A 24,476-nucleotide genomic window follows, 5' to 3' on the forward strand; every position below is an offset into this window, starting at 1 on the left:
AATGGCCATGAGGACGGTGCTGCTGGCAATGCTGCTGAGCCTTGCCCCGTGGGCGGCTGCTGCCGAGGGTGTGCCGAAACAGATCCACCTGGTCAGCGAAGAGTGGCTTGACTACACCAACGCCGACGGTACCGGGGTGGCCTGGGATGTGCTGCGCAAGGTGTTCGAGCCGGCCGGGGTCAAGGTGGTGACCCAGAGCGCGCCTTACAGCCGTGCGATCGGGCTGGTGAAGCGTGGCGAGGCTGACGCCTGGGTAGGCTCGTACAAGGACGAGAACGACGACAACCTGTACCCGCGCTGGCACTTCGACATGGACCACATCTACGCGCTGGGGCTGGTCAGCAAGCCTGTGCCTACCCAGCAGACCATAGGCCAGTACCGCCTGGCCTGGGTGCGGGGCTACGACTTCGGCAGCTACCTGCCCGATGTGCATGACTTTCGCGAGGTCCAGCGCCGCGAAGGCATACTGCCGATGCTCGAGCATGATCGTGTGGACTTTTACATCGATGCGCAGACCGAGGTCGACTACGTGCTCGGCCAGACCTCCCAGCCCGAGCGTTTCCGCCGTACCCATGTGGCCGAACTACCGCTGTACCTGGCCTTTGCCCGCAATGACCAGGCCAAGGCCCTGCGCGACCTGTTCGACAAGCGCATGGCCGAGCTGATGCGCAGTGGCGAGCTGAAGCCGATTTTCCAGCGCTGGCAGCAGCCGTATCCGTTCGGTCCGAATAGCAAACCACATTGAAAACGGGGCGCCTTGCGCCCCCAATCGCCGGCAAGCCGGCTCCCACAGGTTCAGCGCAGGTTCAGAGGCCTGTGCAATAACTGTGGGGGCCGGCTTGCCGGCGATGGGGTCGGGCCTGGTTAACCTAAGCATCGAACTTTTCGATCTTAACCCACCGTATTCAGCCAGCCCACATTCCCCAGCCTGCTGATACAATCGGCCCACGAGAAATTTCCTACTTATGCCAGGAGCACAACGTGCCCGTCGTCTTTGTTGCCGCCTCTAAACTCCCGACTCCCTTCGCGACCTTCACCATGCATGGCTTCCTCGACGAAGCCACGGGCCGTGAGCACGTGGTGCTCAGCCTGGGTGACATCGCGGACGGCCAGCCGGTGCTGGGGCGCCTGCATTCCGAGTGCCTGACCGGCGATGCCCTGTTCAGCCAGCGCTGCGACTGCGGCTCGCAGCTGGAAGCCGCGCTGCAGGCCATCGCCCGTGAAGGCCGTGGCGTGCTGCTGTACCTGCGCCAGGAAGGCCGTGGCATCGGGCTGCTCAACAAGATTCGCGCCTACGAGCTGCAGGATGGTGGCGCCGATACCGTCGAGGCTAACGAGCGCCTTGGCTTTGCCGCCGACCAGCGCGACTACGCCATATGCCTGCCGATGCTGGAGCACCTGGGCGTGAAGTCGCTGCGGCTGATGACCAACAACCCGCGCAAGGTCAAAGCCCTGACCGACATGAACATCCTCGTCGCCGAGCGCGTACCGCTGCACACCGGGCACAACCCGCACAACCGCTACTACCTGGCGACGAAGGCCGGCAAGCTGGGCCACATGCTGGGTAACGAGCACCAGGGCGAGGTGCCTCAGGCGTGACCCGCGCCGAGGTCAAGCGGCGCCTGGCGCTGGCCTGGTGGCAGTACCTGGCGGTGGGCCTGGTGCCACTGCCAGTGATGGCCTGGGCCTTCGGTGGCGGTGATGCGCTGGCCTCGGTGTTGGCCATGCCACTGTTCATTGCCGGCGCGGCGACCATGTTCCTCAGCCTGCCGCGCTTCGGTGCCTACAAACGCGCGCTCATCGCCACGTCCAAGGTGCTCGGCACAGGCGAAGAGCCCGCGGCCTGGATCGAGCTGGCGCGGGTGCGGCGCCTGGCCATGCTGTTTGCCTGTTTCCCGGCCTGGGTTGCCGCCTTGTCGGTGCTGGTCGGCCTCGAGGCGGTGCCACAGATCTTGCTGGCGTTGTCCACCGCAGTGGTGCTGTACCTTTATCGCATTCCACGCCAGCTCGGCTGATGCGCCTGCTGCCCGGCCTGCTGGCGCTGTTCGCCTGTTCTGCACTGGCCGCCGAACCCCTGCGAGTGGTCAGCCTGGCGCCGTCGATGAGCGAAATCATGCTCGAACTGCAGGCCGATGACCTGCTGGTAGGTGTGCTCGACGGTGGCGAACGGCCGGCGGCGCTGCGCGAGCTGCCCTCGGTGGGGCGCCAGGGGCAGCTGGACCTCGAACGCCTGCTCAGCCTGCGCTCCGACCTGTTGCTGCTGTGGCCGGGCAGCGTACCGCCGGCCCAACGTGACCAGCTCAAGCGCCTGGGTATCGCCACCTTCAGCGCAGAACCCCATGATATCGACCAGATGATCGAACAGATCGAAGCCATCGCCGAACGTATCGGCCGTGCCGAACAGGGCCATCGGTATGCCCAGGCCTTGCGTGACCGGCTGCGGCAGCTGCGCCAGCAGTATCGACGGGATGAGCCCTTGCAGGTGTTCTACCAGGTCTGGGATCGACCTCTGTATACACTCGGTGGCCGGCAGGTGGTCAGCGATGCCCTGGCCGTTTGCGGCGCGCATAATGTTTTCGCCGATCTCACCCAGCCGGCGCCTCAGGTAAATGTGGAATCTGTGCTGCTGCGCAACCCGCAGGTCATTCTGGCGGGTGATGAGGCGCAGCTGGAGAGTTGGAAGGCCTGGCCGCAACTGCGTGCGGTTGCCGATGACCGTTTACTGGTGGTGCCAGACAAAGGCCTGGAGCGGCCTAGTGGGCAGATGATCGAAGCTACGGCGCGCTTGTGTGCGTTGCTCGAGGCTAAAGCGCCGGCGTCAAAGTAAGCTTTTGCGAGGGCTACGCCCTCGATCGCGACGCAAGGCCGCTCCCACAGGGACTGCGCAAGGCTTGGTGCTTGCACGACCTTTGTGGGAGCGGCCTTGTGTCGCGAAAGGGCCGCAAAGCGGCCCCAGGGACTACAACCCGAGCCTGGCCATCCGAGCCTTCACCGAAGCCCCGATCCCAGCCGCATCAAGCCCACACTCAGCCAGCATCTGCGCAGGCTTGGCATGCTCGACATAGATGTCCGGCAATCCCAGGTGCAGCAGCGGTTTCACGATCGCCTGGCTAGCCAGGAACTCACCCACAGCCGCACCAGCACCGCCCATGATGGCGTTCTCTTCGATGGTCACCAGCAGCTCATGGCTTGCAGCCAGCTCCAGCACCAGCGCCTCGTCCAGCGGTTTGACGAAGCGCATGTCGACCACGGTAGCGTTGATCTGCTCAGCCACCTGCATGGCTTCGGCCAGTTGCACCCCAAACACCAGCAAGGCGGCTTTCTCGCCTTGGCGACGGACCACGCCCTTGCCGATTTCCAGCGGCTCCAGGTCACCACTGATCGGCGCGTTCGGGCCGGTGCCACGCGGGTAGCGCACAGCCGCCGGGCCGTTGTACAGGTGGCCGGTGCTGAGCATCTTGCGCAGCTCGTTCTCGTCGCTTGGGGTCATCACCAGCATGCCCGGGATGCAGCGCAGGTACGACAGGTCGTAGCTGCCCGCGTGGGTCGGGCCGTCTTCGCCGACCAGGCCAGCGCGGTCAATGGCGAACAGTACGTCGAGGTTCTGTACCGCCACGTCGTGGATCAGCTGGTCGTAGGCGCGTTGCAGGAAGGTGGAGTAGATCGCCACCACCGGCTTGCTGCCCTCGCAGGCCATGCCGGCCGCAAGGGTCACGGCATGCTGTTCGGCGATCGCCACGTCGAAGTAACGCTCCGGGTAGCGCTCGCTGAAGTCGACCAGGTCGGAGCCTTCCTTCATCGCCGGGGTAATGCCCACCAGGCGGTTGTCGGCGGCAGCCATGTCGCACAGCCACTGGCCGAACACCGCGGAGTATTTCGGGCCGCTGGCTTTCTTCGGTGCGGCGGGTTTGTCGGCCGGCTCCAGCTTGGTGATGGCGTGGTAGCCGATCGGGTCGATCTCGGCCGGGGCGAAGCCCTTGCCCTTCTTGGTCACCACGTGCAGGAACTGCGGGCCCTTGAGGTCACGCATGTTGCGCAGGGTGGCGATCATGGTCGGCAGGTCGTGGCCGTCGATCGGGCCGATGTAGTTCCAGCCCAGTTCTTCGAACAGCGTGCCCGGCACCAGCATGCCTTTGGCGTACTCCTCGGTGCGGCGGGCAATTTCCCAGGCTCCCGGCAGGCGCGACAGCACTTTCTTGCTGCCTTCGCGCATGCTCGCGTAGGTGCGGCTGGAGAGGATCTTGGCCAGGTAGTTGGACAGGCCGCCGACGTTGCGCGAAATCGACATGTCGTTGTCGTTGAGGATCACCAGCATGTCGGCGTTGACTTCCTGGGCGTGGTTCAACGCCTCGAAGGCCATGCCGGCGGTCAGCGCACCGTCACCGATCACCGCGATCGACTTGCGGTCGCTGTTCTGCAGGCGGGCGGCAATGGCCATGCCCAGTGCGGCGCTGATCGAGGTGCTGGAGTGGCCGACGCCGAAGGTGTCGTACTCGCTCTCGCTGCGGCGCGGGAAGGCGGCAATGCCGTCTTTCTGGCGCAGGCTGAGCATGCGGTCACGGCGCCCGGTGAGGATCTTGTGCGGGTAGGCCTGGTGGCCCACGTCCCACACCAGCCGGTCGTCGGGGGTGTCGAAGACGTAGTGCAGGGCGATGGTCAGCTCGATGACACCCAGGCCGGCACCAAAATGCCCACCGGTCTGACCCACGGTGTAGAGCAGTTCCTGGCGCAATTCGTCGGCCAGGGTCTCCAGGTCGGCTTCGGCCAGCCGGCGCAGGCCGGCAGGCGTGTCAGCGCGGTCGAGCAACGGCGTGACCGGGCGTTCGCGGGGGATCTCTTGAAACGTCGTGGGCATCAGGCGAGTCGTTATAGGTGTGTGAAGAGGCGGCAGTTTACCCCATTGTAGGAAATACTGCCCATTCAGACGGGTGTCGCATGGGGCAGCTTTGCAGCCCTTCGCGGGCAAGCCCGCTCCCACAGGTTGTGCACAGTGCTCAAGGCCAGTGGGGTCTCTGTGCGAGCTGGCTTGCCGGCGACGGGCCGCACAGCGGCCCCAATCAAATCAGTTGCGGCGTTCGACGATGTAACGGGCCAACGCCCGCAGCGGTTCGGCCTTTTCGCCGAACCCTTGCAGTGCGACCAGCGCCTGGTCACGCAATTCGATCGCATAGGCCTTGGCCGCTTCCAGGCCCAGCAGCGCCGGGTAGGTCGGTTTGTCGCGGGCGATATCAGCCCCTTGGCGTTTGCCCAGTGTGGCGGTGTCGCTTTCCACATCCAGGATGTCGTCCTGCACCTGGAATGCCAGGCCGATGGCCTGTGCATAGCTCTGCAGGGCATCCAGTTGCGCCTGTTCGGCGCGGGCGCTGGCCAGGGCGCCGAGGCGCACGCTGGCTTCGATCAGCGCACCGGTCTTGTGCCGGTGCATGAATTCCAGCGCCTGCTGGTCCAGCTTCAGGCCAACCGAGCCCAGGTCGATGGCCTGGCCACCGACCATGCCTGCCGGGCCGGCCGCCTTGGCCAGGGCCTGGACCATGGCCAGGCGAATGCTGTCAGCCTGCGGGCTCAGGCGCGGGTCGAGCAGGGCACTGAAGGCCAGGCTCTGCAAACCGTCGCCGGCGAGGATCGCGCAGGCTTCATCGAAGGCTTTGTGGGTGGTCGGCTGGCCGCGGCGCAGGTCGTCGTCATCCATGGCCGGCAGGTCGTCATGCACCAGCGAGTAGGCGTGGATCAGTTCCACCGCACAGGCTGCGCCGTTGGCCTGTTCGGCCGGGGCGCCCAAGGCTTCGCAGGCCGCGTAGGCCAGCAGCGGACGAACGCGTTTGCCACCGTTCATCACGCTGTAGCGCATGGCGGCGTAAAGGCGTTCGAGTTCCTTGGTCGGGGCGATGAACAACGGTTCGAGGGCGGCGTCGACCCGCGCCTGGCAGCTGGCCTGGTAGGTGCCGATCATGCTTCGGGCTCCGCGTCGAAGGGCTGGGCAGCCAGCTCGCCATCGCGTTCCAGCAGGATCTGCACCTTCTGTTCGGCCTGGGCCAGGGCGCCCTGGCAATCGCGGGTCAGGGCAATGCCTTGCTCGAAGGCGGCCAGCGACTCTTCCAGCGACAACTCGCCGTTCTCCAGGCGCTCGACCAGTGCTTGCAGGTCTGCGAGGGATTGCTCGAAATCGAGGGAGGCTTTTTTGCGGGCCATGGCGACTGTCTCGGTGGCATTCAGAACGGCGCGACACTAGCAGAGCGGGGCGGGGGGAGCAAACTTCAGGGGCAACGCTGTTGGTTTCAAGGGCCTTTTCGCGGGCTTGCCCGCTCCCACAGGTACATCACAGTCTTCAAGACCTGTGGTGCACCTGTGGGAGCGGGCAAGCCCGCGAATGGCCCCAAGGTGGCCTGTCAGGCTGGCTCTCCCTCCAGCTCCAGCATGGCCTCACGGTACCGCGCCAGTTCCTCGATGGTCAGCACCGGCAGATTGTACTGCCGCGCATACACCGCCACCTGCTCGCCACGGGCCATCGTGCCATCGGGGTTCATCAGTTCGCACAGCACTGCCGCCGGTCGCAACCCGGCCAGGCGTGCCAGGTCTACCGAGCCTTCGGTGTGGCCACGGCGGGTCAGCACCCCGCCATTGCGGGCACGCAGCGGGAACACATGCCCCGGGCTGACGATATGGCGCTGGTCGGCGGTGGAGCGCAGTGCCGCGCCAATGGTGGTGATGCGGTCCTGGGCGGACACCCCTGTGGTAATGCCTTCCGCCGCCTCGATGGTGACGGTGAAGCCGGTGCCGTGGCGGGCCTGGTTGTTCTGCACCATGGGTGCCAGTTGCAGTTCGTCGACGGTGGCCTCGTCCAGGCACAGGCAGACGATGCCGCTGCAATCGCGAATCATCATGGCCATGGTCTGCAGCGAGATGTTCTCGGCGGCGGCGATGATGTCCGCTTCGTCCTCGCGGTCGTCGTCGTCGAGCAGCAGCACCGGGCGACCGGCCTGGAAGGCGGCGATGGCGGCGCTGACATTGGGGAATTGCGGGTGGTGCCTGGTGAACATGAAACGCTCCTCGTGAATGATCGATGAACGTCTCGGGGCGAACAAAATGCGCGCGCAGGGGCGCCTGGATGGCCCCTGCCTGACGCCTTCTTTCATCCGGACTATGACCGTCGGCTCTGGAGTCTCACCAGATCTGCTGACCCCCGGCATGGCCGGGGCGCTCGCGGGCTCATCTTTCGATTTACCGCCGGTGGGGACTTTCACCCCGCCCTGAAGACCCGCCAAGCATACAGCACATTGCCACCTCGCTGGCAACCCACGGCCCTACGACCTTTGGCGGTATCATGCCGGTATGCATTCGAGGAACAGCCCCATGGACATTCTCCAGGTCGCCGGCGGCAAGCCGGTCAAGTTGTGGACCGACGGTGTACCGGTCGAAGACGATGCCCGCAAGCAACTGCTCAACACGGCCAAGATGCCGTTCATCTTCAAGCACCTGGCAGTTATGCCGGACGTGCACCTGGGCAAGGGCTCTACCATCGGCAGCGTCATTCCCACGGTTGGCGCAATCATTCCCGCTGCGGTGGGTGTGGATATCGGCTGCGGCATGATCGCCGCGCGCACGTCGCTGCACGCCCGCGACCTGCCGGACAACCTGCATGGCCTGCGCAATGCCATCGAGCACGCCGTGCCGCATGGCAAGACCTTCGGCAAACGTGACCAGGGCGCCTGGGCCGATGTGCCAGCCAAGGCGGACAAGGCCTGGGGGCAGCTGGCCGGGCGCTTCAAGGCCATCACCGACAAGTACCCGCGGCTGGAGAAGACCAATAACCGCCATCACCTGGGGACGCTGGGCGGCGGCAACCATTTCATCGAGGTATGCCTGGACGAGGCCGACCGCGTCTGGTTCATGCTGCACAGCGGCTCCCGGGGCGTGGGCAATGCCATTGGCAACCTGTTCATCGAACTGGCCCAGGCAGACATGCGCCAGCACCTGGCCAACCTGCCGGACAAGGACCTTGCGTATTTCGAGGAGGGCAGCCGCCATTTCGCCGACTACGTCGAAGCGGTGGAGTGGGCGCAGGACTACGCCAGGCAGAACCGCGAGCTGATGATGCTGGCAGTGGTCGGTGCGGCTCGCAAGGCGCTGGGCAAACCGTTTGAAGCCAGCCTGGAAGCGGTGAACTGCCACCACAACTATGTGCAGCGCGAGCAGCATTTTGGGCGAGAAGTGCTGGTGACGCGCAAAGGGGCGGTGTCGGCGCAGAAAGGGCAGTTGGGCATCATTCCCGGCTCGATGGGCGCCAAGAGCTTCATCGTACGAGGGCTGGGCAACGAGGAATCGTTCTGTTCCTGCAGCCATGGTGCCGGCCGGGTGATGAGCCGGACCAAGGCCAAGAGCCGATTCACCGTGGAAGACCAGCGGCGGGCCACGGCTCATGTGGAATGCCGCAAAGACAAGGAGGTGATCGACGAGATCCCCATGGCCTACAAGGACATCGATGCGGTGATGCGCGCGCAGCAGGAGCTGGTGGAGGTGCTGCACACCTTGCGGCAGGTGGTGTGTGTTAAGGGCTGACGGGGAGGCTGCCTGTGTCGGCCCCTTCGCGGGTAAACCCGCTCCCCAGGGATCGAGTGAACCTGTGGGGCACAGGTTGCCATGAAAAGATGAAGTTAGTGATGGCACAGGTTGCTACTGAAGGTGAAGCCTGTGGTGGCTCTGTGGGGGCGGGGTTTACCCGCGAAGAGGCCAGTGCAGGTTATCGGGACATCCCTTCAATCACCCGCTTCAGCGAAGCCGGTAACATCGGCCCATGCCCCAGCCCGTCAATCCGCTCGAACCGTACCTGCAACCCCGGCACCTTGGCCAGGTCTGCCACCAGCTCCCGCGCCGGCCGTTCTTCATCCCCTTGCACCGGCATGCGCGGGTTAGCCGGCTCCTCACTCCCACGCATCAGCAACAACCGAGGCTGGCTGCTACCCAAGCGCTGGCCAAGCCCCTGCGCCTCACGCACGATCGCACCGTCATGCCACCACAGCGAAGGGCTGGCCGCCACATAGGCACTGAAAGCCCCAGGCCTTGTGAACAGCGCATGCAGCACGGCCAGCCCACCATAGGAATGCCCCCACAATGTCTGCCGCTGCAGGTCGATCGGTGCCACACCCGCCACCAGCGGCCGCATGCGCTCGCTCAGCAGATCGAGGAACTCGTCCACGCCACCGCTCGGTTGCCCGGTCAACGCGTCCAACTGCTCAGCCTGCCCAGGCAACGCCGGAGTGTAGTCATAGGTACGCCCGACCCGATCGATCCGCTGATCGGTCTGGTACCCCACGGCTACCAGCAATGGCGCCTGGCCGGCGGCAAGCTTGCTCAACAGCGGGCTGTCCAGCGCCCCCAGCGCGGCGTTGCCATCGAGCATCCACAGCACCGGGTAACCTGCTGCTGGCGCCGGGCGGTCTGGTTTGCCGACCCACAAGCGGTAATGACGCTGGCCATCGGCCGAGTCCAGGTCGAGCTGGCTGAAGCGGTACGCCAGGTCCTGGCGCTGCAGCAGCGAGGTATCCATCCTCTGTTGATGCTCGGGCTGCGCCAGGGCAGCAGGGGCCGCAAGGGCCAGCACCAAAGCCAGCGTCAGGGTCATCTTGCTCATCAGGTTTCTCATCAGGGCTTTGCAAGGAGCGCAAGGCAGGAATACCCAGATGATAATCAGTCTTGATTGAGCGTAAAGCGCATTAACTTTCTAAACAGTCCTGGGCCATCGGCAAAGTCATGTGCAGGCATAGGCCCGGGTGACCGTTGCTGGCCCACAAGCGGCCGCCTTGCAGTTCGATGGCGCGGCGGGCGATGGCCAGGCCCAGGCCGAAGCCCGCGCCGCTGTCGGCCAGCCGCTGGTAGGGTTTGAAGATGCGTTCGAGCTCGGCGTGCGGCACCCCGGGGCCTTGGTCACTCAGGCGCAGGTGCCAGCAGTCGCCCTCCAGCCAGCCATCCAGGCTGACCCGGCCCTCGGCCGGCGAGTGGCGGATGGCATTGCGCATCAGGTTTTCCAGGGCTTGGGCCAGGCTATCCAGGTGGGCTTGCACCACGCAGTCGGTGCCTAGCGAGCAGGGCAGGCGGGCGCGGTCCCAGCCGCTTTCGAAACAGATGTCCTGGCACAAGGCCTCCCACACCGAAACCATCAACACCGGTTCGGTCGGCAAGCTGGGCTGTTCGGTGTCCATCCAGGCCAGGTCCAGCGTGTCCTCCAGAAGCTTTTGCATGTCGGTGACCTCGCGGTCCAGGCGCTCGCGCAACTGGGCCGGCGGCAAGCTGCTGTCATGGGCGATGCGCAACCGCGCCAGCGGGGTGCGCAGTTCGTGAGACAGCGTGCGTAGCAGCAGGCGCTGCTGTTCCAGGCTCTGGCGCAGGCGCCCGGCCATGTGCTCGAAGGCCTGCGCCAGTTCACCAAGCTCATCGCGCCGCTCCTGCAGGGGAAGGGCCGGGCTGTCGAGGTCGTCGGCACGCAGGGCGTCGGCGCGGTCGCGCAGGCGGTTCAGTGGCACCACAAGGTGGCGGTACAATGCCAGAACCAGCAGCAGGGCGAGCAGTGTGGGGGCAACGCCATGGGTGATCACATGGGTCCATGGGGTCAGGCCGGTAGGCAACAGGTGCTCGGGCAGTTGGATTACCAGGCGACCGTGCTCGGGATGCTGCGGGAACTCGATGCTGACGTAGGGCAGTTCATCCTGCAGGCGTCGGCTCATAGGCCAGTCGAGCTTGCGCATGAAGGTCAGGTGGCTGGCTTCCTCAGCGCTCAGTGGGGTGCTGCCAAGGCTCTGCAGATGCGGCCCGACCAGCGCCACCCAAGTGCCCTCGGCCTTTTCCAGTTGCCTGCGCCAGGCTTCGGCACCCGCCGCGCCGCCTTGCTCCCAGGCCTGTTCGGCTTGCTGTGCAAAGCGCGCCAGGTAGTCCTGGTCGGCTTGGGACAGGAAGTAGGTACTGCGCTCCACCGACAGGCCCCAGGTCCAGATCAGCCAGGTCAGCAACAGGCAGAAGCCGACCTGCAGTACGGCCAGTTTCCATAGCAAGGGATGACGGCGCATCAGGCTTGTTCCGTGTCGACCAGGATGTACCCTTGGCCGCGTATGGCCTGGATCTGCAGGTGCTGGGCCGCGATGTCGGACAGCTTGCGGCGCAGGTTGCATACATGCACATCCAGGCCGCGGTCCAGGCGGGTGTAGGCCCGGTGCAGCACGGTCTGGTAGAGAAACGGTTTGCTCAAGGCCTCGCCGGGGTGGGCCCACAGGGTGGCCAGCAAGCGGAATTCGGACGCGGTCAGGCCGGCAGCCTTGCCATTGTGGATAACGTCCTGGCGGTCGTGATCGAGCATCACCTCGCCGACGTCGGCACGCAGCACCATACCGCGATCGAGCGCCACACGCCGCAGCAATGCATCGACTCGGGCGTCCAGCTCGGCCAGGCTGAAGGGCTTGGGCAGGTAATCGTCCGCGCCCCGGGTAAAGCCACTGATGCGATCCTGCTCGGCCCCCAGTGCCGACATCAGCATGACCGGCACCGCCTGCTGCCGGCGCAACTCGTCGAGCAGGCTGAGGCCATCGACGCCCGGCAGCATGATGTCCAGCAGCACCAGCTCGAACCGTGATTGCTGTATGGCAGCCAGGGCCTGGCCGCCGGTGGCGCATGCGTGCACCCGGAAACCCCGGTTGAGGAAATGGCGTTCCAGGTCCTGACGCAGGCGTGCGTCGTCTTCGGCTAGGAGGAGTGAGGTGGGCACGGCGAGCCTTGAATGAGAATTCGTATCAGTTACGAATCATCCCATTGCCGGCAGGGCGAGGGCAACGGCTGGATGTGTTAAGAAGGTTAATCCTGCTGCACCCCCAATTTCCCTTCGGTATCGTTCGCAAAAAGCAACTTGTTTCGTTTGCGAATCACTACCATTTGGGGAAGGGTGTGTCATGAGCAGTTTCAAAAGTTTGGGGGACTCGCGACGGGTTCGGGGCTGGCTGGTGCTGGGGTTGCTTGCGCCGTTTTCGTTGTCGGCACTGGCCGAATCGGTAGCGACCCAGGTGTCTGCCGATGACAGCGCACTTGACCTGCCGACATTGACCATCGAAGGCAACCGCCTGTACGACATGCTGCCGTCGGAAGAAACCGGCGGCTACAGCGTGGACGCCGCCACCGTGGGTACCAAGACCCCCGCAGCGCTCAAGGACATCCCGCAATCGATCACCGTCTACACCCAGGACTACGTCAAGGACCGCCAGTTCGTGCACCTCGATGACCTGGCCAAGTACACCGCCGGGCTGCGAACCCTGACCAACGATAGTGGCCGATCGTCTATCTATGCCCGTGGCTACGAGTACAGCGAGTTCAATATCGACGGCCTGCCGGCACCCATGGCCAGCATCTTCGGTACAGTACCGTCGCTGGCGGCATTCGACCGTATCGAGATCATGCGTGGCCCGGCCGGGTTGTTCAGCAGTACCAGCGAACTGGGCGGCATCGTCAACATGGTGCGCAAGCGCCCGACCGCCGAGTTCCAGGGGCATGTCGAAGGCAGCTATGGCACCTGGGACACCAACCACGAAGAAATCGACCTGAGCGGGCCGCTGGATGATGCCGGCCGCGTGCGCGGGCGCTTCATCGCCTCGCGTGACGACACCAATGGCGAAGTCGACTACAACGCCAACACCAGCAACAGCTACTACGGTGCGCTGGACGTCGACCTGGACGACGCCACCACCCTGTCGTTCGGCCTGATTCATGAAGTGAAGAACATCACACCGCACAACGGCTATCCGGCAACGCTGTCCGGCGAAGTACCCGACTTCAGCCATTCGAAGTTCCTGGGTGCTGACTGGAATTACTTCGACGGCAAGACCACCGACCTGGTCGCCGAGCTGACCCACCGCTTCGATAACGGCGGCTATGGCCGTGTCGCTGCCCGTGGCTCGCACCGGGACACCAATTACCTGTACGCCTTCACCGCGACCAACGCCACCACTGGCGCCAACTCCGAGCGCGCCAGCGCCCGCGATTTCACCCAGGACACCTACTCGCTGGACGCCAGCTACAGCCAGCCGTTCGAAACCTTCGGCCAGGTCAGCGAATTCGTGGTCGGCAGCGACTACAAGAACTACGACACCGAGTACCTCAACGGCACAACCAACCTGGGCGCCATCAACGTCAACACATACTCGCCGAAGCAGTTCGCCAAGCCATCGCCCAACTACAGCACCGAGACCGGTATGCAGGAAGAGGAATACGGCCTGTACTCCAAGGTCACCTTCCGCCCGGTCGAGCGGCTGGCGCTGATCGCCGGCGGCCGCTTCAGCTGGTATCGCGGTGACTTCTACACCACCACCCTCAGCAGCGGCGCCACCACCAACGACAGCAAACGCGTGGATGGCCACTTCACCCCGTATGGCGGCCTGGTCTACGACCTGAACGAGAACCACGCGCTTTACGCCAGCTATTCGCAGGTGTTCAAGCCGCAGTCCGACACCGACAGCAATGGCCGGGTGCTCAAGCCGCGTGAGGGCGAGCAGTACGAGTTCGGCCTCAAGAGCAGCTACTTCGGCGGCGACCTGAATACTCGCTTCTCGGTGTTCCGCCTGACCGACAAGAACCGCGCGACCACCGTGTATGACGCCGACGGCGTGGCTACCACTGACTCTGTTGCATCCGGCAAGACCCGTGTGAAAGGCGCCGAAGTGGAAGTGAGCGGCAAGCTGACGCCGAACTGGGAAGTGCTGGCCGGCTACACATGGATGGAAACCGAAACCCTCAAGGGCGATGCCGAAACCACCTTCTTCATCATGCCGCGCAACCAGGCATCGCTGTGGAGCAAGTACACCATCAGCCAAGGGCCGCTGAACGGCCTGGCCATTGGTGGCGGTATTTCGGCGATGAGCAACTTCTATTCCGAGAACGGCGGTGTGCGCATCGACGCGCCAGGCTATGCGACTGTGGATGCAATGCTGTCGTATCCGGTTACTTCGAAGCTGACGGCCACCTTCAATATCAACAACCTGTTCGACCGAGACTACCTGTCACGGGTGGGGTCGACCTCGACGTTCAACTTCTACGGGCCGTCGCGGAGCATGATGGTTGGGGCGCGGTATGACTTCTGATAATCAGATTTTTCCCGTTGCGTGTAGGCCATTTCTGAAATAGCCTCCTAGCGCCCTTGAGCCATTGCGGTGGTGCTCCTGGCGGCCTAGTGTGGCCCAGTCGTTGCCAAATAAGCGACCGGGCCTGCAAGCCTGTCCAGAGCAAAATGCCGATCACCGATGCCAATGGCATGCCATTGCGCGCGCTTAATGGTGGCTGCGTACGGGAGGTTTTCGAACCTGCCGGATTTTGCTCTCTGCCGGTCTTGCAGACCCGTACGTGGCTGCCACCCATCACACTGCAAGTCATGAGTGGCAGCTCTAGCCAACCTATAGAGAGTGTCACCATGCTTAAGATTGTCCCCGATCCACCCCACGATATTCATTCCCTTGAAGACACCCTGGCCCAGGCCACGGACTACGCGCTGTGCGCTGCGACCGTTGTGCATCAGGCCATGCAGCTGCAGCCCAAGTCGCCGGCGTCGGTTTTGATGATGACGTCGATGCATGAACTGGAGACGCTGCGGGCTTTGCTGGAATCGGCATTGATTCAGGTGCAGATGCCCACTGGGCCCAGGACTTTGCACTGAGGCTTGATTGATGTGTCGCCTGGGCCGGCCCTTTCGCGGGTAAACCCGCTCCCACACGGTCACCACAGCCTTCAAGACTTGCACAGCACCTGTGGGAGCGGGTTCACCCGCGAAAGGGCCTGTCCAGGCAGTCGAGAATTTTCAGGGGATTCAACAATGACCACAGAAGACACCCAATTCACCGTCGGCAAAACCACCTTCTACCAGGGCGAAAACGGCACCCACCCACTGTTCCGCATCGAGCCCGGCATCCCGTGCAGAGACGCCCGCGAACAGTCCTCAGAGTTGATGGGCTATGTCCGCGAACTGACCATCACCGGCCTGATGGATGAGAAGCCGATGATGATCTGGGCTGCGCACTACCTGAGTGCGATGGCCAAGGCGCTGATGGATGATGCTGAGTTGGGCATGAAGCAGTGAGTGCTTGCCTTCAGTTCTTGTGGATGTGCGCCTTGCCATCGCGATGAGTATGCGCCTTTGAATGCCCCTCATCATGCTGGCTTGCGCCCGAGGCCTGCTCACCATGGTGGCCAGGCACGTTGCCGCGGTGCTGGCCTTCATGGTTGTGCATTTCACTCTCGCCGCCACCATGCTGGTGGCCGCCACTGGCCGCGACCATCGTTTTGTACTGCTGGGCGTTCAACTGGGGTAGCTGGTCCAGGAAGGCGACGATGCCCCAGATGTATTCATCGCCCATGCTCTTGCCCCAGGCCGGCATGCCGGAGGCCTTGATGCCGTGCTTGATGATCCAGAACGCCGCAGCGGGGTCGCCAGCAATCCCGCTTTTGGCCAGGTTGGGGGGCGATGGATATAGCGCCTGGCTGAGCTCGGTCTTCTCGACACCAGGGGCGAGGTGGCAACCGATGCACATGGCATTGTAGTTACCGGCGCCGGTACGGATCAGCGCTTCATCTTTGAGGTCTGGCACCTCGATGTCCCTGGCCCGCACTGCGATCGAGCGCTCCCGTGCCATGGCCAGAAAGGCATGCACGGCGGGGAAATGGGGATCATCGGCTCCGACGTTGACCAGACCGGAGTACGCAGCACCCAGCACGGCCACGCTGACCACCGCGCCTGCTGCAACAAGCGTTGTTATTGTTCTTTTCATGTCTGGTTCTCAAAACCACATGCGGATACCGGCCACGAAACGCGCTTCATCCACATCACCACCCTCGTCGCGGATGAAATCGGCGGTTTTGCCGTAGGAACGGTTCCAGGTAATGCCGATGTAGGGGGCGAACTGGCGGACGATTTCATAGCGCAGGCGCAGCCCGACTTCGGTATTTGCCAGGCCCGAACCCACACCGCGCCCAGGGTCGTTCTTGCCATAGAAATTGGCTTCAGCGGTCGGCTGCAGGATCAGGCGGTTTGTCAGCAGAATGTCGTAGTCGCCTTCCAGGCGCGCGGCAGTCTGGCCGTTCTCGCCAATGAACGCGGTGGCTTCGGCTTCGAAGTCGTAAAGCGCCATGCCCTGGATACCGAACGCCGCCCAGGTCTGGGGGGATTCAGGCTTGAAATCCTGGCGCACCCCGGCAACCACATCCCACCATGGGCTGATCGAGCGGCCGTACAGCAGCTGCAATTCGGCATCCTCGGTGACACCGTTGGTGCGTTCACCTTCGGAGCGGATCCACAGCCGGTTGATATCGCCGCCTACCCAGCCAGAAGCATCCCAGGCCAGCGTGCTACCTTCATCGGCATCCTGATACTCGAGCTGGTCCAGCAGGAAAAAGCTGTTGATTGCACTGTCGTGCACCTGATGCCCACCCAATGGGGGGAAGGCTGCCTGGCGGTCGGCATCTGTCAGCACCGGGATCGGGGTACGGCTGGTTGTTGGCGTATCCGCCGAGCCGTGGTTCATTTTCGAATGGTCCATCGCTCCATGGTTCATAGTTCCATGGTTCATAGCTCCATGATCCATGGCGCCATGGTCCATGCCCTGCATGCTGCCATGATCCATCTTGCCGTGGTCCATCGTCGAATGGTCCATTTCTTCAGCGGCGAAGCTGGGCGCAGCACCCAGCACACCGAGCGAAACGGTCAATGCCAGCAGCGATGGTCGTGCCAGGCTATTGAGCATCTTTCCCTGCCTCAGCTTTATCGCCACCATGCGATTCCATCATCTTGCCGTGGTCCATGCCTTGCATCGAACCATGGTCCATTCCTTTCATGGCGTCATGGTCCATACCCTTCATCGAGCCGTGGTCCATGCCCTTCATGGCGCCATGATCCATGCCCTTCATCGAACCATGGTCCATGCCTTGAGCACCCTTGGCTTTTGCGCCATCTGCAGGTTGCTGGTTGTCGCCGGACCACGACGGCGGCGCATACACGGCAAACAGGCCGGCCATCACGGCAGAAAGGAAAAACGCGCTTCGTTTGGTTGGTTTGCTCATCTCGATTCTCCAGTTCATTCGTCCACACGGACTTCGCGGAACATGCCCATTTCCATGTGGAACAGCAGGTGACAGTGATAGGCCCAACGCCCCAGGGCATCTGCCGTGACGCGATAGCTTCGTTTTGAGCCAGGCGGCATGTCGATCGTATGTTTGCGCACCATGAAGTTGCCGTTCTCATCCTCCAGGTCGCTCCACATGCCATGCAGGTGGATGGGATGGGTCATCATGGTGTCGTTGACCAGGGTGATGCGCAGGCGCTCGCCATACTTGAGGCGTAGTGGCTCGGCATCGGAGAACTTGATGCCGTCGAAGGACCAGGCGAACTTTTCCATGTGGCCGGTGAGGTGCAGCTCGATTGTGCGACCAGGCGCGCGGCCGTCCGGGTCCGGGAAAGTGCTGCGCAGGTCGGCATAGGTCAGCACACGGCGGCCGTTGTCACGCAGGCCGATGCCCGGATCGCCCAGTTTTGGCGTCGGGGTCATCGTTTGCATGTCGACCAGGGGGTTGTTGGTCTCGGACTCTGGGTGGCTCTGCATGGGCGCGCTGGTGTCAGCCATGTCGCCATGGTCCATGCCGGCCATGCTGCCGTGGTCCATGCCAGCCATGTCGCCGTGATCCATGCTGGCCATGCTGTCGTGGTTCAGGCCGCCATGGTCCATGCCCATATCGCTCATGGAAATGATCGGCCGTGGATCGACAGCTGGGACAGGGGCGTGCAAGCCTTCGCGAACAGCGAGGGTGCCCCTGGAATACCCGGTACGGTCCATGGCTTGGGCGAAGATGGTGTAAGCCTGCTCGCTTTCGGGCTCGACGATGACATCGTAGGTTTCGGCAACGGCGATGCGGAACTCGTCGACCGCAACGGGTTTGACATGTTGCCCATCCGCCGCGACAACGGTCATCTTCAGGCCGGGAATTCGTACATCGAAATACGTCATGGCCGAGCCGTTGATGAAGCGCAGGCGGATTTTCTCGCCCGGCTTGAACACGCCCGTCCAGTTACCGTCCGGGGCCTGGCCGTTCATCAGGTAAGTGTAGGTGTAGCCGCTGACATCAGCGAGATCGGTGGGGCTCATTTTCATCTCGGCCCACATCTTGCGGTCGGCTACCGCGGCGGACCAGCCCATCTCGCTCACATCGTTTACGAAATCACCCACCGTGCGCTTGTGGTAGTTGTAATAGTCGGACTGCTTCTTGAGCTTGGACAGCACCCGTGCAGGGTCTTCGTCCGTCCAGTCGCTGAGCATGACCACGTAGTCTCGGTCATAGGTGAATGGCTCAGGCTCCTTCGCATCGATGACCAAGGCGCCATAAACCCCGACCTGCTCCTGGAAACCGGAGTGGCTGTGGTACCAGTAGGTGCCGTTTTGCTGGACCTTGAACTTGTACTCATACATGCCGTCGGGGGCGATGCCATGGAAGCTCAGGCCCGGCACGCCGTCCATGTTCGCCGGCAGGATGATGCCGTGCCAGTGGATGGAGGTGTCCTGCTGCAAGCGGTTGCGCACACGTAGCGTGACGGTATCGCCTTCGCGCCAGCGCAGGATCGGCCCTGGGATGGAGCCGTTGATGGCCATCGCTGTACGCGCAGTGCCGGTAATGTTGACCGGCAGCTCACCGATGTAGAGGTCGAAGTCGGTGCCGCTCAGCACATTCGGTTGGCCGGGGCTGGTCACGGCCCAGACCGGCGCGCGCCACATGCCCAGCCCGCCAAGCAGTCCGGTAGCGGCCAGGCCTTTGACGAAGGAGCGTCTGGTGGTTTTGCTTTGCATGCCGTTGCGTCCAGTCAGTCGAAAAGTTGCTGGTATTCAGGCGGTTGAACGCCCCAGCCGTGGGTCGAGAAGCCCCACAATCTTCCTTAACGCTAGCGGACCTGCGCTGTCAGCTGGCTGAGCTTCAGATTACTTTTCTGTCAGCTTGTGGTGGGTATGACTGATGAAGCGCATGGCATGCAGAATCTGTGGCCGCCTTGCAGCCCCATCAGGGGATTCTTTGGCCTGGCCGCTACTCGATGCGCAGCGCCGCCACCGGATGCAAGCGGGCCGCCCGCACGGCCGGGGCCAGGCCGGCGAGAATGCCGAGCACCGCCGCCAGCAGCAGCGCCAGCAGCAGAAACAGCGGTTGCAGCGCCAAAGGCAGGCTCGGCATGGCCAGGTGCAATAGCCCCAGCAGCAGGCCCATCAACAGTAGGCCAAGCACGCCACCGGCCAGGGACAGCAGCGTCGCTTCAGCGAGAAACAACCCAAGTACCTGCCGCGGACTGGCGCCAATCGCCCGCAACAGGCCGATTTCTGCCGTGCGCTCGCCCACAGTGGTCGTCATGATGGTGAGAATGCCGACGGCGCCTACCAGCAGCGAAATGCCCCCCAAGGCACCAATGGCCAGGCTCAGTGTGCCAAGAACGCGGTTGAAGCTGCGCAGCATGTCGTCCTGGGTGGTCAGGCTGAAGTCCTCCGCACCGTGTCGTTCGCCGAGCACCTCGCGAATCTGCCGGCTCAATGCCCGTGAAGTGGTACCTGCGCCAAACACCACATGGGCTTTGACCACACCGGTGCGGTTGAACAGGCTTTCCGCCCAATCCACCGGGATGTAGGCGATATCGTCGAGGTTGAAGCCGAGCAACTGGCCTTTCTCCGCCATCACGCCGATCACCCGGAAACGCACGCCGCCGACACGGATCAGCTCACCCAGCGGGTTGCGAGCCCCGAACAGTTCAGTACGCAGCTGATGGCCGAGCACCACATAGGGCGGCGAACGGCCGTGACGCGCCGGCGGCAGGAACTCGCCCAGGCTCAGTTGCATGCGCCAGGCCCGCGCCATCTGATGGCCGCCACCGAGAATGTCGCTGCGCCGGCTCAGTTGGCCGAACTGGATATTCCCGCTGCCCTGAATGATCGGCACCGCCGCCTCGACATGCGGCAAGCGCCGCAGGGCGTCGGTGTCACTGATGGTCAGTGGCCGCACGCTGCCGAGCAGGCCGCCGAGGCCGCTGGTCTGGGTCTTGCCGGGGCGCACGGTGATGATCCGCGTACCAAATTGCGAGAAGTTCGCCAGCACGTAGCCGCGCACGCCTTCGCCTATGGCAGTGAGCAGCGCCACGGCGGCTATGCCGATCGCTACCCCGAGCAGGGTCAGCAGGCTGCGCAGCGGGCGGCAGGTCAGCGCCGAGCTGGTCAGCCGGAAACCATCTTGCCAGCGCATCAGTGCGCTCCCGGCGGGCGTAGCGCCGCCACCGGCTCCAGCGCCGAGGCCCGAGCGGCCGGCAGCCAGGCGAACAGCAGCGTCGTGCCGAGTGCCAGCAGTACTGCGCCAGCCCGTGCCCACCAGGGTGCATGCAGCGGCAGATCGAATGCCAGGCGCCCCAGCCAGAGCAAGGTTTCGGCCAGTAGCAGCCCCGCCAGCGCCCCCGTCAGGGCCAGCAGCGCCGCTTCGCCGAGGAACAGCAGGCGCAGCTGCGCCGCCGTCACGCCTATGGCTTTGAGCAGGCCGATCTCGGCGCTGCGCTGGCTGACCGCAATCCAGGTCACGTTCATGATCAGGATGCCTGCCACCAATAGGCTGATCGCGGCAATCCCGGCCACCGCCAGGGTCAGCACCGCGAGTATCTGGTCGAAGGCGCTGAGCAGGCTGTCCTGGCTGACCAGTGTGACGTCTTCCTCACCCTCGTGGCGCTCCTTTAGCGCGGCGAGTATCAGCTGCTTGCCACGTTCGAGAAAGCTCGGACCATGGACCTCGACAAACACCCGCGACAACCCCTCGCTATTGAACAAGGCCTGGGCACTGGCTACCGGGATGATCAACATCTCGGCGAAATCCATCCCCAGCGATTCGCCCCGCTCACCGAGAATGCCGACCACCCGGAAGCGCCGGTCGCCAGCGCGCAACCATTCACCCAAGGCCGGGCGAGCCCCGAACAGCTCGCGCCGGAGTTTGCCGCCGATCACGCAGACGGCCTCGGCCTGCTCAGGGTCCAGCGTGGGCAGGGGCTGGCCTTGTACGACCGTCAGTTGGCGAATGGCGAAGAAGTCCCGGGTGGTGCCCAGCGTCAGCACTTCACGATTGCGGTTGCCGACTATCACCTCCATCTGCCCGGCCTGCTGCGGCGCGACCCGGCGGATGCCCGGCAACCGGGTGATGGCCTGGACATCCTGCAAGGTCAACTCGTGTGGCGTCAGGCCGGTGAGTGGCGGCATTCGCCCGGTGGTCTCCTTGCGCCCCGGGAAAACGATGAGGATGTCGCGCCCGAGCAGCGAGAACTCATTCAGGACGAAGGCCCGCGCTCCCGCACCAAGACCGGTGAGAAGATTGACCGCAACCACCCCGATAGCGATGGCCAGCAGCAGCATCAAGCTGCGCGAGCGATGCCCGCGCAAGGCTCCTAGCCAGAAGCCCAGGGCATCGGCAGCGCGCATCAGGCCAGCGCCCGCTGCGGCGCAGTACTGTGGATCCGCCCGTCACGCATGTGCAACTGGCGCTGTGCGCGGGCGCCCAGGTTGGCATCATGGGTCACCACTATCAGGGTCAGGCCCTCGCCGTTGAGCTCCTCCAGCAGGCTGAAGACCTCGGCGCCAGCCTGGCTATCGAGATTGCCGGTGGGCTCGTCGGCCAACAGCAGCGCCGGTTGCATGACCATCGCCCGGGCGATCGCCACGCGCTGGCGTTGGCCACCGGACAGTTCGGCCGGGCGGTGGGCGATGCGCTCGCCCAGCCCCAGGCGTGCCACCAATTGGCTGCTGCGCTTGCGCCGTTGTGCGGCACCGATGCCGGCGAGGACCATCGGCAGCTCGATGTTCTCCAGCACCGTCAGCCTTGCGATCAAGTGGTAGGACTGGAACACGAAACCTATCAGTCGGCTGCGCAACTGGGCGCGGCGCGCCTCGCTCAGCGCCGCCGTGGCCTCGCCCTGCAGCCAGTATTCGCCTGCGCTGGGCGCATCGAGCAGGCCGAGGATGTTCAGCAAGGTCGACTTGCCCGAGCCCGACGGGCCCATCACCGCCATGTAGTCACCGGCGGCGATGTCCAGGTCCAGGCCATCCAGCCCCATCACCTGCTGCTCGCCCAGCTGGAAGCTGCGGCTGCCGCCGCGCAAGCGGATCATTTCTCGGTCTCCGCGGCATCCACCGGGATCACAGCCACAGTATCCTTGAGGCCTTCCTGCTCGTGGCTGGCGACTATGCGTGCGTCTTCGTCCAACCCTGCAAGCACCTCCGTCCAGCGCCAGTTGCTCAACCCGGTTTGTACCTGCACCTCGCGCAACACCCGGGCGCTCGGGTCATACCGCAGTACACGCTGCCCCTCCAGCAGGGTCTCGGTGGGGATGCGCAAAGCACGTGCGTGCTGCTCCAGGAGGATCTCGACATCGGCGCTGTAACCGGTGAGCAGGGCCAGATCTGCCGGCGGCTGGTCGAAGCGCACCTCCACATCGACGGTACGCGCCTGTTTCTCCAGCTCACGCACATAGGGCGCGATGCGGCTGACGCGGCCGGTGAAGTGCTGCCCACGGAAGGCGTCCAGGCTGATCCGCACGGCGGTGCCGGGGTGAACCCGTGCAGCGTCCACCTCATCGATCGGTGCCTCGACATACAGGCAGCTGTCGTCGATCAGGTCGACTGCCGGCGGCGTGGGAATACCTGGCGGCGAGGGGGTGACGAACTCGCCGAGTTCGCCGTTGATTTCTGCAACGATGCCGGCAAATGGTGCGCGCAGGGTTGTCTGTTCGAGCAGTGAACGCTGCAGCTGCAGGCTGGCGTCGGCCTCGCGGATCAGCACGGAACTGGCGCTGCACATCAGCTTCGCCAGGTTGGCCTTGGTCGCGGCCTGATCGAGGCGATCGGCGGCAATCAACTTGCGGTCGGCCAATTGGCCCAGGCGATCAAGGTCGCGTCGGTCCAGCAGCGCTTGCTGGCAGCGCTGTTCGCGGTTATTGCGCTGGGCTTCCAGCCGCGCCTCGGCCTCCTGCAGCCTGGCCTGTTGCTCGTCCTGCCGAAGGCGCATGAGCACCTGACCCGGCTGGACCCGCTGGCCCTCACTGACCAGCAGCTCGGCAACCTGGCCGCCGACATTGAAAGACAGGTGCGAGCGTCGACAGGACTTCAGCGTACCCGCGCGCGTGTTGGCCACCACCGTCTCAACCGGCCCCCGCTCAACTTCCAGCAGCCTGACCTGCACCGGCTGCGGACGACTCAACCAGCCACCCAACACCACGAGACAAGCCAGGATCGACGAGCCAATCAATAATTTGCGCATGGACTACACCTCCTCCCATATGGCTTGAGCCTAGAACAGGAGGGTGAAAGCTCCATGCAAAACGCCATTTATCCGACGATTTTCGGATGAGCGTTACCGATGTGTCAGATAAATGGCGAATGAGATTTTTTTCGCTCTCGTAGCGCCGATTCCCCGGCCATGGGAAGGCTGCAGAAAGTTTCACAGGATGAGAATGGCGGGCATTAAAAAGCCGGCTTGTGGCCGGCTTCTCGGGGACGCTTCCGACTAATTTATGGTAAGCCGCAATCGCCTTAACTGTGTGGCCATCAAGGGCCTGAAAGAGATGGCAGATGCCCGTGTGGGATATCGCCGAGCCCTCTGGACCGCGGCTCGCGCCGGTCGGGGCTGAATGTGCGGCGTAGCATACAAGGGCGCGCGCAGGATGCCCAGCAAAAAATGGCACAGGTTGTTTCAGTCGGGCCGTTGCTGGCGGAAATGCGACCAGTGGAACACCCAGCCCAGAATCTCCAGCCCTTGAGTCTGGCACTGGGCGGTAGTGTAGCGTTCGACCGCATAGTTGCGTCGATCATGGCTGTGCAGATACAGCGTGCCGTGCTGGCCGAGGCTGAGGTTGTTAACCCTGAGCACGCCGTTGTGCAGCAGGGCATAGGTTTCGCCTTCGACCACCCGAGTCATGCCCAGGTCGATGGCCAAGGTAGCCTGCAGCGGAATCAGCGGGGTCATGTTGCTGGCGGGCATGGCGAGGCAGATGGCGTTGTCGGCATGCACTCCCAATCCTTTCACGGCTTTTGCGGGCAGGCACAGGTGCTTGCCCGCCACGGGCGACAGCAGGCCGTTGTTCAGTTCGTAAAAAGGCACCTTCAGCGCCCGGCCGCCTTGCGCCGACAGCGGCGTGTGCGGGTTGGCGGGCGCCGGCCCTGGCGGGCAGCTGCGCAGGATCGGGTTGTGGTGTTTGGGGCCTTCGCCCGTGCGCAACCAGCGACGATGCACGCAGAACAGGTCGGCCATTTCGTCCAGCCGGGCCAGGGGCACGCCGCGCTTGAGCCAGTTGTTGACGTGCTGGGGGGTGACGCTGCGCTGGGCGGCGAAATCGGAAGGGGTCAGGCCACATTCGTGTAGGAGGGCTTTGAGTCGGTCGCCAGATGTGTTCATGGCGGCGAGTGTAGCGGCGG

General features: G+C 63.9%; 24 protein-coding genes and 1 riboswitch. Of the genes, 8 read left to right on the forward strand and 16 right to left on the reverse strand.

Annotated features, from left to right (window positions below; genetic code table 11):
* The first annotated feature begins 1 nt into the window (after window position 1).
* The 4 genes from V3314_RS06425 (at window position 2) to V3314_RS06440 (ending at window position 2,827) form a co-directional block, all read left to right on the forward strand.
* Window positions 2-745, forward strand: coding sequence for a transporter substrate-binding domain-containing protein (locus tag V3314_RS06425; protein ID WP_338460035.1), 744 nt, complete (start codon window positions 2-4; stop codon window positions 743-745).
* Between the two features lie 236 nt (window positions 746-981).
* Entirely contained in the window at window positions 982-1,599 is a 618-nt protein-coding gene (gene ribA / locus V3314_RS06430; protein WP_046615957.1) for a GTP cyclohydrolase II, read from the forward strand.
* The gene (locus tag V3314_RS06435) at window positions 1,596-2,015 is read left to right on the forward strand and encodes an MFS transporter (protein WP_135002737.1); all 420 of its coding nucleotides are present in this window, start codon (window positions 1,596-1,598) and stop codon (window positions 2,013-2,015) included. The genes ribA and V3314_RS06435 overlap by 4 nt, the downstream gene beginning before the upstream one ends.
* Window positions 2,015-2,827, forward strand: coding sequence for a cobalamin-binding protein (locus V3314_RS06440; protein ID WP_196188163.1), 813 nt, complete (start codon window positions 2,015-2,017; stop codon window positions 2,825-2,827). Before V3314_RS06435 ends, V3314_RS06440 begins: the two co-directional genes overlap by 1 nt.
* Before the next feature lie 132 nt (window positions 2,828-2,959).
* Here the strand turns inward: V3314_RS06440 and dxs are convergent, their stop codons facing one another.
* From dxs to ribB, 4 genes are all read right to left on the reverse strand, one after another.
* Window positions 2,960-4,855 (reverse strand): 1-deoxy-D-xylulose-5-phosphate synthase, encoded by a 1,896-nt coding sequence (dxs, locus tag V3314_RS06445; RefSeq protein ID WP_196182808.1) that lies wholly within the window; start codon window positions 4,853-4,855, stop codon window positions 2,960-2,962.
* A 207-nt stretch (window positions 4,856-5,062) separates the two neighbouring features.
* Complete coding sequence (gene ispA / locus V3314_RS06450) at window positions 5,063-5,950, reverse strand: (2E,6E)-farnesyl diphosphate synthase (protein WP_085601416.1); 888 nt, start codon at window positions 5,948-5,950, stop codon at window positions 5,063-5,065.
* Window positions 5,947-6,189, reverse strand: coding sequence for an exodeoxyribonuclease VII small subunit (locus tag V3314_RS06455; protein WP_003255380.1), 243 nt, complete (start codon window positions 6,187-6,189; stop codon window positions 5,947-5,949). Before V3314_RS06455 ends, ispA begins: the two co-directional genes overlap by 4 nt.
* A 197-nt stretch (window positions 6,190-6,386) precedes the next feature.
* Window positions 6,387-7,037 (reverse strand): 3,4-dihydroxy-2-butanone-4-phosphate synthase, encoded by a 651-nt coding sequence (gene ribB / locus V3314_RS06460; protein ID WP_338460037.1) that lies wholly within the window; start codon window positions 7,035-7,037, stop codon window positions 6,387-6,389.
* An 80-nt stretch (window positions 7,038-7,117) separates the two neighbouring features.
* Window positions 7,118-7,259, reverse strand: a riboswitch (FMN riboswitch).
* A gap of 91 nt (window positions 7,260-7,350) precedes the next feature.
* Between ribB and V3314_RS06465 the strand changes: the two genes are divergently transcribed.
* The gene (locus tag V3314_RS06465) at window positions 7,351-8,556 is read left to right on the forward strand and encodes an RtcB family protein (RefSeq protein ID WP_046615963.1); all 1,206 of its coding nucleotides are present in this window, start codon (window positions 7,351-7,353) and stop codon (window positions 8,554-8,556) included.
* Between the two features lie 181 nt (window positions 8,557-8,737).
* Here the strand turns inward: V3314_RS06465 and V3314_RS06470 are convergent, their stop codons facing one another.
* From V3314_RS06470 to V3314_RS06480, 3 genes are all read right to left on the reverse strand, one after another.
* A complete protein-coding gene (locus tag V3314_RS06470; RefSeq protein WP_153670948.1) occupies window positions 8,738-9,628 on the reverse strand; it encodes an alpha/beta hydrolase in 891 nt (296 codons plus the stop codon).
* An 82-nt stretch (window positions 9,629-9,710) separates the two neighbouring features.
* Window positions 9,711-11,057, reverse strand: a complete 1,347-nt coding sequence (locus V3314_RS06475) for a sensor histidine kinase (RefSeq protein ID WP_046615965.1) — start codon at window positions 11,055-11,057, stop codon at window positions 9,711-9,713.
* Entirely contained in the window at window positions 11,057-11,749 is a 693-nt protein-coding gene (locus tag V3314_RS06480; protein WP_338460038.1) for a response regulator transcription factor, read from the reverse strand. The genes V3314_RS06475 and V3314_RS06480 overlap by 1 nt, the downstream gene beginning before the upstream one ends.
* A 181-nt stretch (window positions 11,750-11,930) precedes the next feature.
* On the opposite strand from V3314_RS06480, the gene V3314_RS06485 reads away from it, so the two are divergent.
* The 3 genes from V3314_RS06485 (at window position 11,931) to V3314_RS06495 (ending at window position 15,097) form a co-directional block, all read left to right on the forward strand.
* Complete coding sequence (locus V3314_RS06485) at window positions 11,931-14,108, forward strand: TonB-dependent siderophore receptor (RefSeq protein WP_338460039.1); 2,178 nt, start codon at window positions 11,931-11,933, stop codon at window positions 14,106-14,108.
* Window positions 14,109-14,434: 326 nt separating this feature from the next.
* A complete protein-coding gene (locus V3314_RS06490) occupies window positions 14,435-14,677 on the forward strand; it encodes a hypothetical protein (protein WP_046615968.1) in 243 nt (80 codons plus the stop codon).
* A gap of 156 nt (window positions 14,678-14,833) precedes the next feature.
* Window positions 14,834-15,097 (forward strand): DUF3077 domain-containing protein, encoded by a 264-nt coding sequence (locus V3314_RS06495; protein ID WP_019473937.1) that lies wholly within the window; start codon window positions 14,834-14,836, stop codon window positions 15,095-15,097.
* Window positions 15,098-15,107: 10 nt separating this feature from the next.
* Here the strand turns inward: V3314_RS06495 and V3314_RS06500 are convergent, their stop codons facing one another.
* The 9 genes from V3314_RS06500 to V3314_RS06540 form a co-directional block, all read right to left on the reverse strand.
* Window positions 15,108-15,785, reverse strand: coding sequence for a cytochrome c (locus V3314_RS06500; RefSeq protein ID WP_338460040.1), 678 nt, complete (start codon window positions 15,783-15,785; stop codon window positions 15,108-15,110).
* A 9-nt stretch (window positions 15,786-15,794) separates the two neighbouring features.
* Entirely contained in the window at window positions 15,795-16,757 is a 963-nt protein-coding gene (locus V3314_RS06505; protein WP_108481563.1) for a copper resistance protein B, read from the reverse strand.
* Window positions 16,747-17,091 carry a hypothetical protein gene (locus tag V3314_RS06510; protein ID WP_046615972.1) on the reverse strand — a complete coding sequence of 115 codons (345 nt, stop codon included), beginning with the start codon at window positions 17,089-17,091 and terminating at the stop codon, window positions 16,747-16,749. The genes V3314_RS06505 and V3314_RS06510 overlap by 11 nt, the downstream gene beginning before the upstream one ends.
* Window positions 17,088-18,848 (reverse strand): copper resistance system multicopper oxidase, encoded by a 1,761-nt coding sequence (locus V3314_RS06515; RefSeq protein WP_135002741.1) that lies wholly within the window; start codon window positions 18,846-18,848, stop codon window positions 17,088-17,090. Before V3314_RS06515 ends, V3314_RS06510 begins: the two co-directional genes overlap by 4 nt.
* Before the next feature lie 232 nt (window positions 18,849-19,080).
* On the reverse strand, window positions 19,081-20,277 hold the full coding sequence (locus tag V3314_RS06520) for an ABC transporter permease (protein WP_338460041.1): 1,197 nt from the start codon (window positions 20,275-20,277) through the stop codon (window positions 19,081-19,083).
* Complete coding sequence (locus V3314_RS06525; protein ID WP_046615975.1) at window positions 20,277-21,488, reverse strand: ABC transporter permease; 1,212 nt, start codon at window positions 21,486-21,488, stop codon at window positions 20,277-20,279. Before V3314_RS06525 ends, V3314_RS06520 begins: the two co-directional genes overlap by 1 nt.
* The gene (locus tag V3314_RS06530) at window positions 21,488-22,174 is read right to left on the reverse strand and encodes an ABC transporter ATP-binding protein (protein WP_046615977.1); all 687 of its coding nucleotides are present in this window, start codon (window positions 22,172-22,174) and stop codon (window positions 21,488-21,490) included. Before V3314_RS06530 ends, V3314_RS06525 begins: the two co-directional genes overlap by 1 nt.
* Window positions 22,171-23,322: an efflux RND transporter periplasmic adaptor subunit gene (locus tag V3314_RS06535; protein WP_196182802.1), complete on the reverse strand. Its 1,152-nt coding sequence runs from the start codon at window positions 23,320-23,322 to the stop codon at window positions 22,171-22,173. Before V3314_RS06535 ends, V3314_RS06530 begins: the two co-directional genes overlap by 4 nt.
* A 432-nt stretch (window positions 23,323-23,754) precedes the next feature.
* Complete coding sequence (locus V3314_RS06540; protein WP_196188169.1) at window positions 23,755-24,456, reverse strand: helix-turn-helix transcriptional regulator; 702 nt, start codon at window positions 24,454-24,456, stop codon at window positions 23,755-23,757.
* Window positions 24,457-24,476: the final 20 nt, after the last annotated feature.

Source organism: Pseudomonas sp. TE3-3-F2023 (assembly GCF_036784815.1).
GTDB classification, from domain to species: domain Bacteria; phylum Pseudomonadota; class Gammaproteobacteria; order Pseudomonadales; family Pseudomonadaceae; genus Aquipseudomonas; species Aquipseudomonas pudica.

Coding starts and splice junctions, on each gene's coding strand:
- V3314_RS06425 (WP_338460035.1), top strand. CDS start 2: ATGGCCATGAGGACGGTGCTGCTGGCAATGCTGCTGAGCCTTGCCCCG.
- V3314_RS06440 (WP_196188163.1), top strand. CDS start 2,015: ATGCGCCTGCTGCCCGGCCTGCTGGCGCTGTTCGCCTGTTCTGCACTG.
- dxs (WP_196182808.1), bottom strand. CDS start 4,855: ATGCCCACGACGTTTCAAGAGATCCCCCGCGAACGCCCGGTCACGCCG.
- ispA (WP_085601416.1), bottom strand. CDS start 5,950: ATGATCGGCACCTACCAGGCCAGCTGCCAGGCGCGGGTCGACGCCGCC.
- V3314_RS06455 (WP_003255380.1), bottom strand. CDS start 6,189: ATGGCCCGCAAAAAAGCCTCCCTCGATTTCGAGCAATCCCTCGCAGAC.
- ribB (WP_338460037.1), bottom strand. CDS start 7,037: ATGTTCACCAGGCACCACCCGCAATTCCCCAATGTCAGCGCCGCCATC.
- V3314_RS06465 (WP_046615963.1), top strand. CDS start 7,351: ATGGACATTCTCCAGGTCGCCGGCGGCAAGCCGGTCAAGTTGTGGACC.
- V3314_RS06470 (WP_153670948.1), bottom strand. CDS start 9,628: ATGAGCAAGATGACCCTGACGCTGGCTTTGGTGCTGGCCCTTGCGGCC.
- V3314_RS06475 (WP_046615965.1), bottom strand. CDS start 11,057: ATGCGCCGTCATCCCTTGCTATGGAAACTGGCCGTACTGCAGGTCGGC.
- V3314_RS06485 (WP_338460039.1), top strand. CDS start 11,931: ATGAGCAGTTTCAAAAGTTTGGGGGACTCGCGACGGGTTCGGGGCTGG.
- V3314_RS06490 (WP_046615968.1), top strand. CDS start 14,435: ATGCTTAAGATTGTCCCCGATCCACCCCACGATATTCATTCCCTTGAA.
- V3314_RS06495 (WP_019473937.1), top strand. CDS start 14,834: ATGACCACAGAAGACACCCAATTCACCGTCGGCAAAACCACCTTCTAC.
- V3314_RS06500 (WP_338460040.1), bottom strand. CDS start 15,785: ATGAAAAGAACAATAACAACGCTTGTTGCAGCAGGCGCGGTGGTCAGC.
- V3314_RS06505 (WP_108481563.1), bottom strand. CDS start 16,757: ATGCTCAATAGCCTGGCACGACCATCGCTGCTGGCATTGACCGTTTCG.
- V3314_RS06510 (WP_046615972.1), bottom strand. CDS start 17,091: ATGAACTGGAGAATCGAGATGAGCAAACCAACCAAACGAAGCGCGTTT.
- V3314_RS06515 (WP_135002741.1), bottom strand. CDS start 18,848: ATGCAAAGCAAAACCACCAGACGCTCCTTCGTCAAAGGCCTGGCCGCT.
- V3314_RS06520 (WP_338460041.1), bottom strand. CDS start 20,277: ATGCGCTGGCAAGATGGTTTCCGGCTGACCAGCTCGGCGCTGACCTGC.
- V3314_RS06525 (WP_046615975.1), bottom strand. CDS start 21,488: ATGCGCGCTGCCGATGCCCTGGGCTTCTGGCTAGGAGCCTTGCGCGGG.
- V3314_RS06530 (WP_046615977.1), bottom strand. CDS start 22,174: ATGATCCGCTTGCGCGGCGGCAGCCGCAGCTTCCAGCTGGGCGAGCAG.
- V3314_RS06535 (WP_196182802.1), bottom strand. CDS start 23,322: ATGCGCAAATTATTGATTGGCTCGTCGATCCTGGCTTGTCTCGTGGTG.
- V3314_RS06540 (WP_196188169.1), bottom strand. CDS start 24,456: ATGAACACATCTGGCGACCGACTCAAAGCCCTCCTACACGAATGTGGC.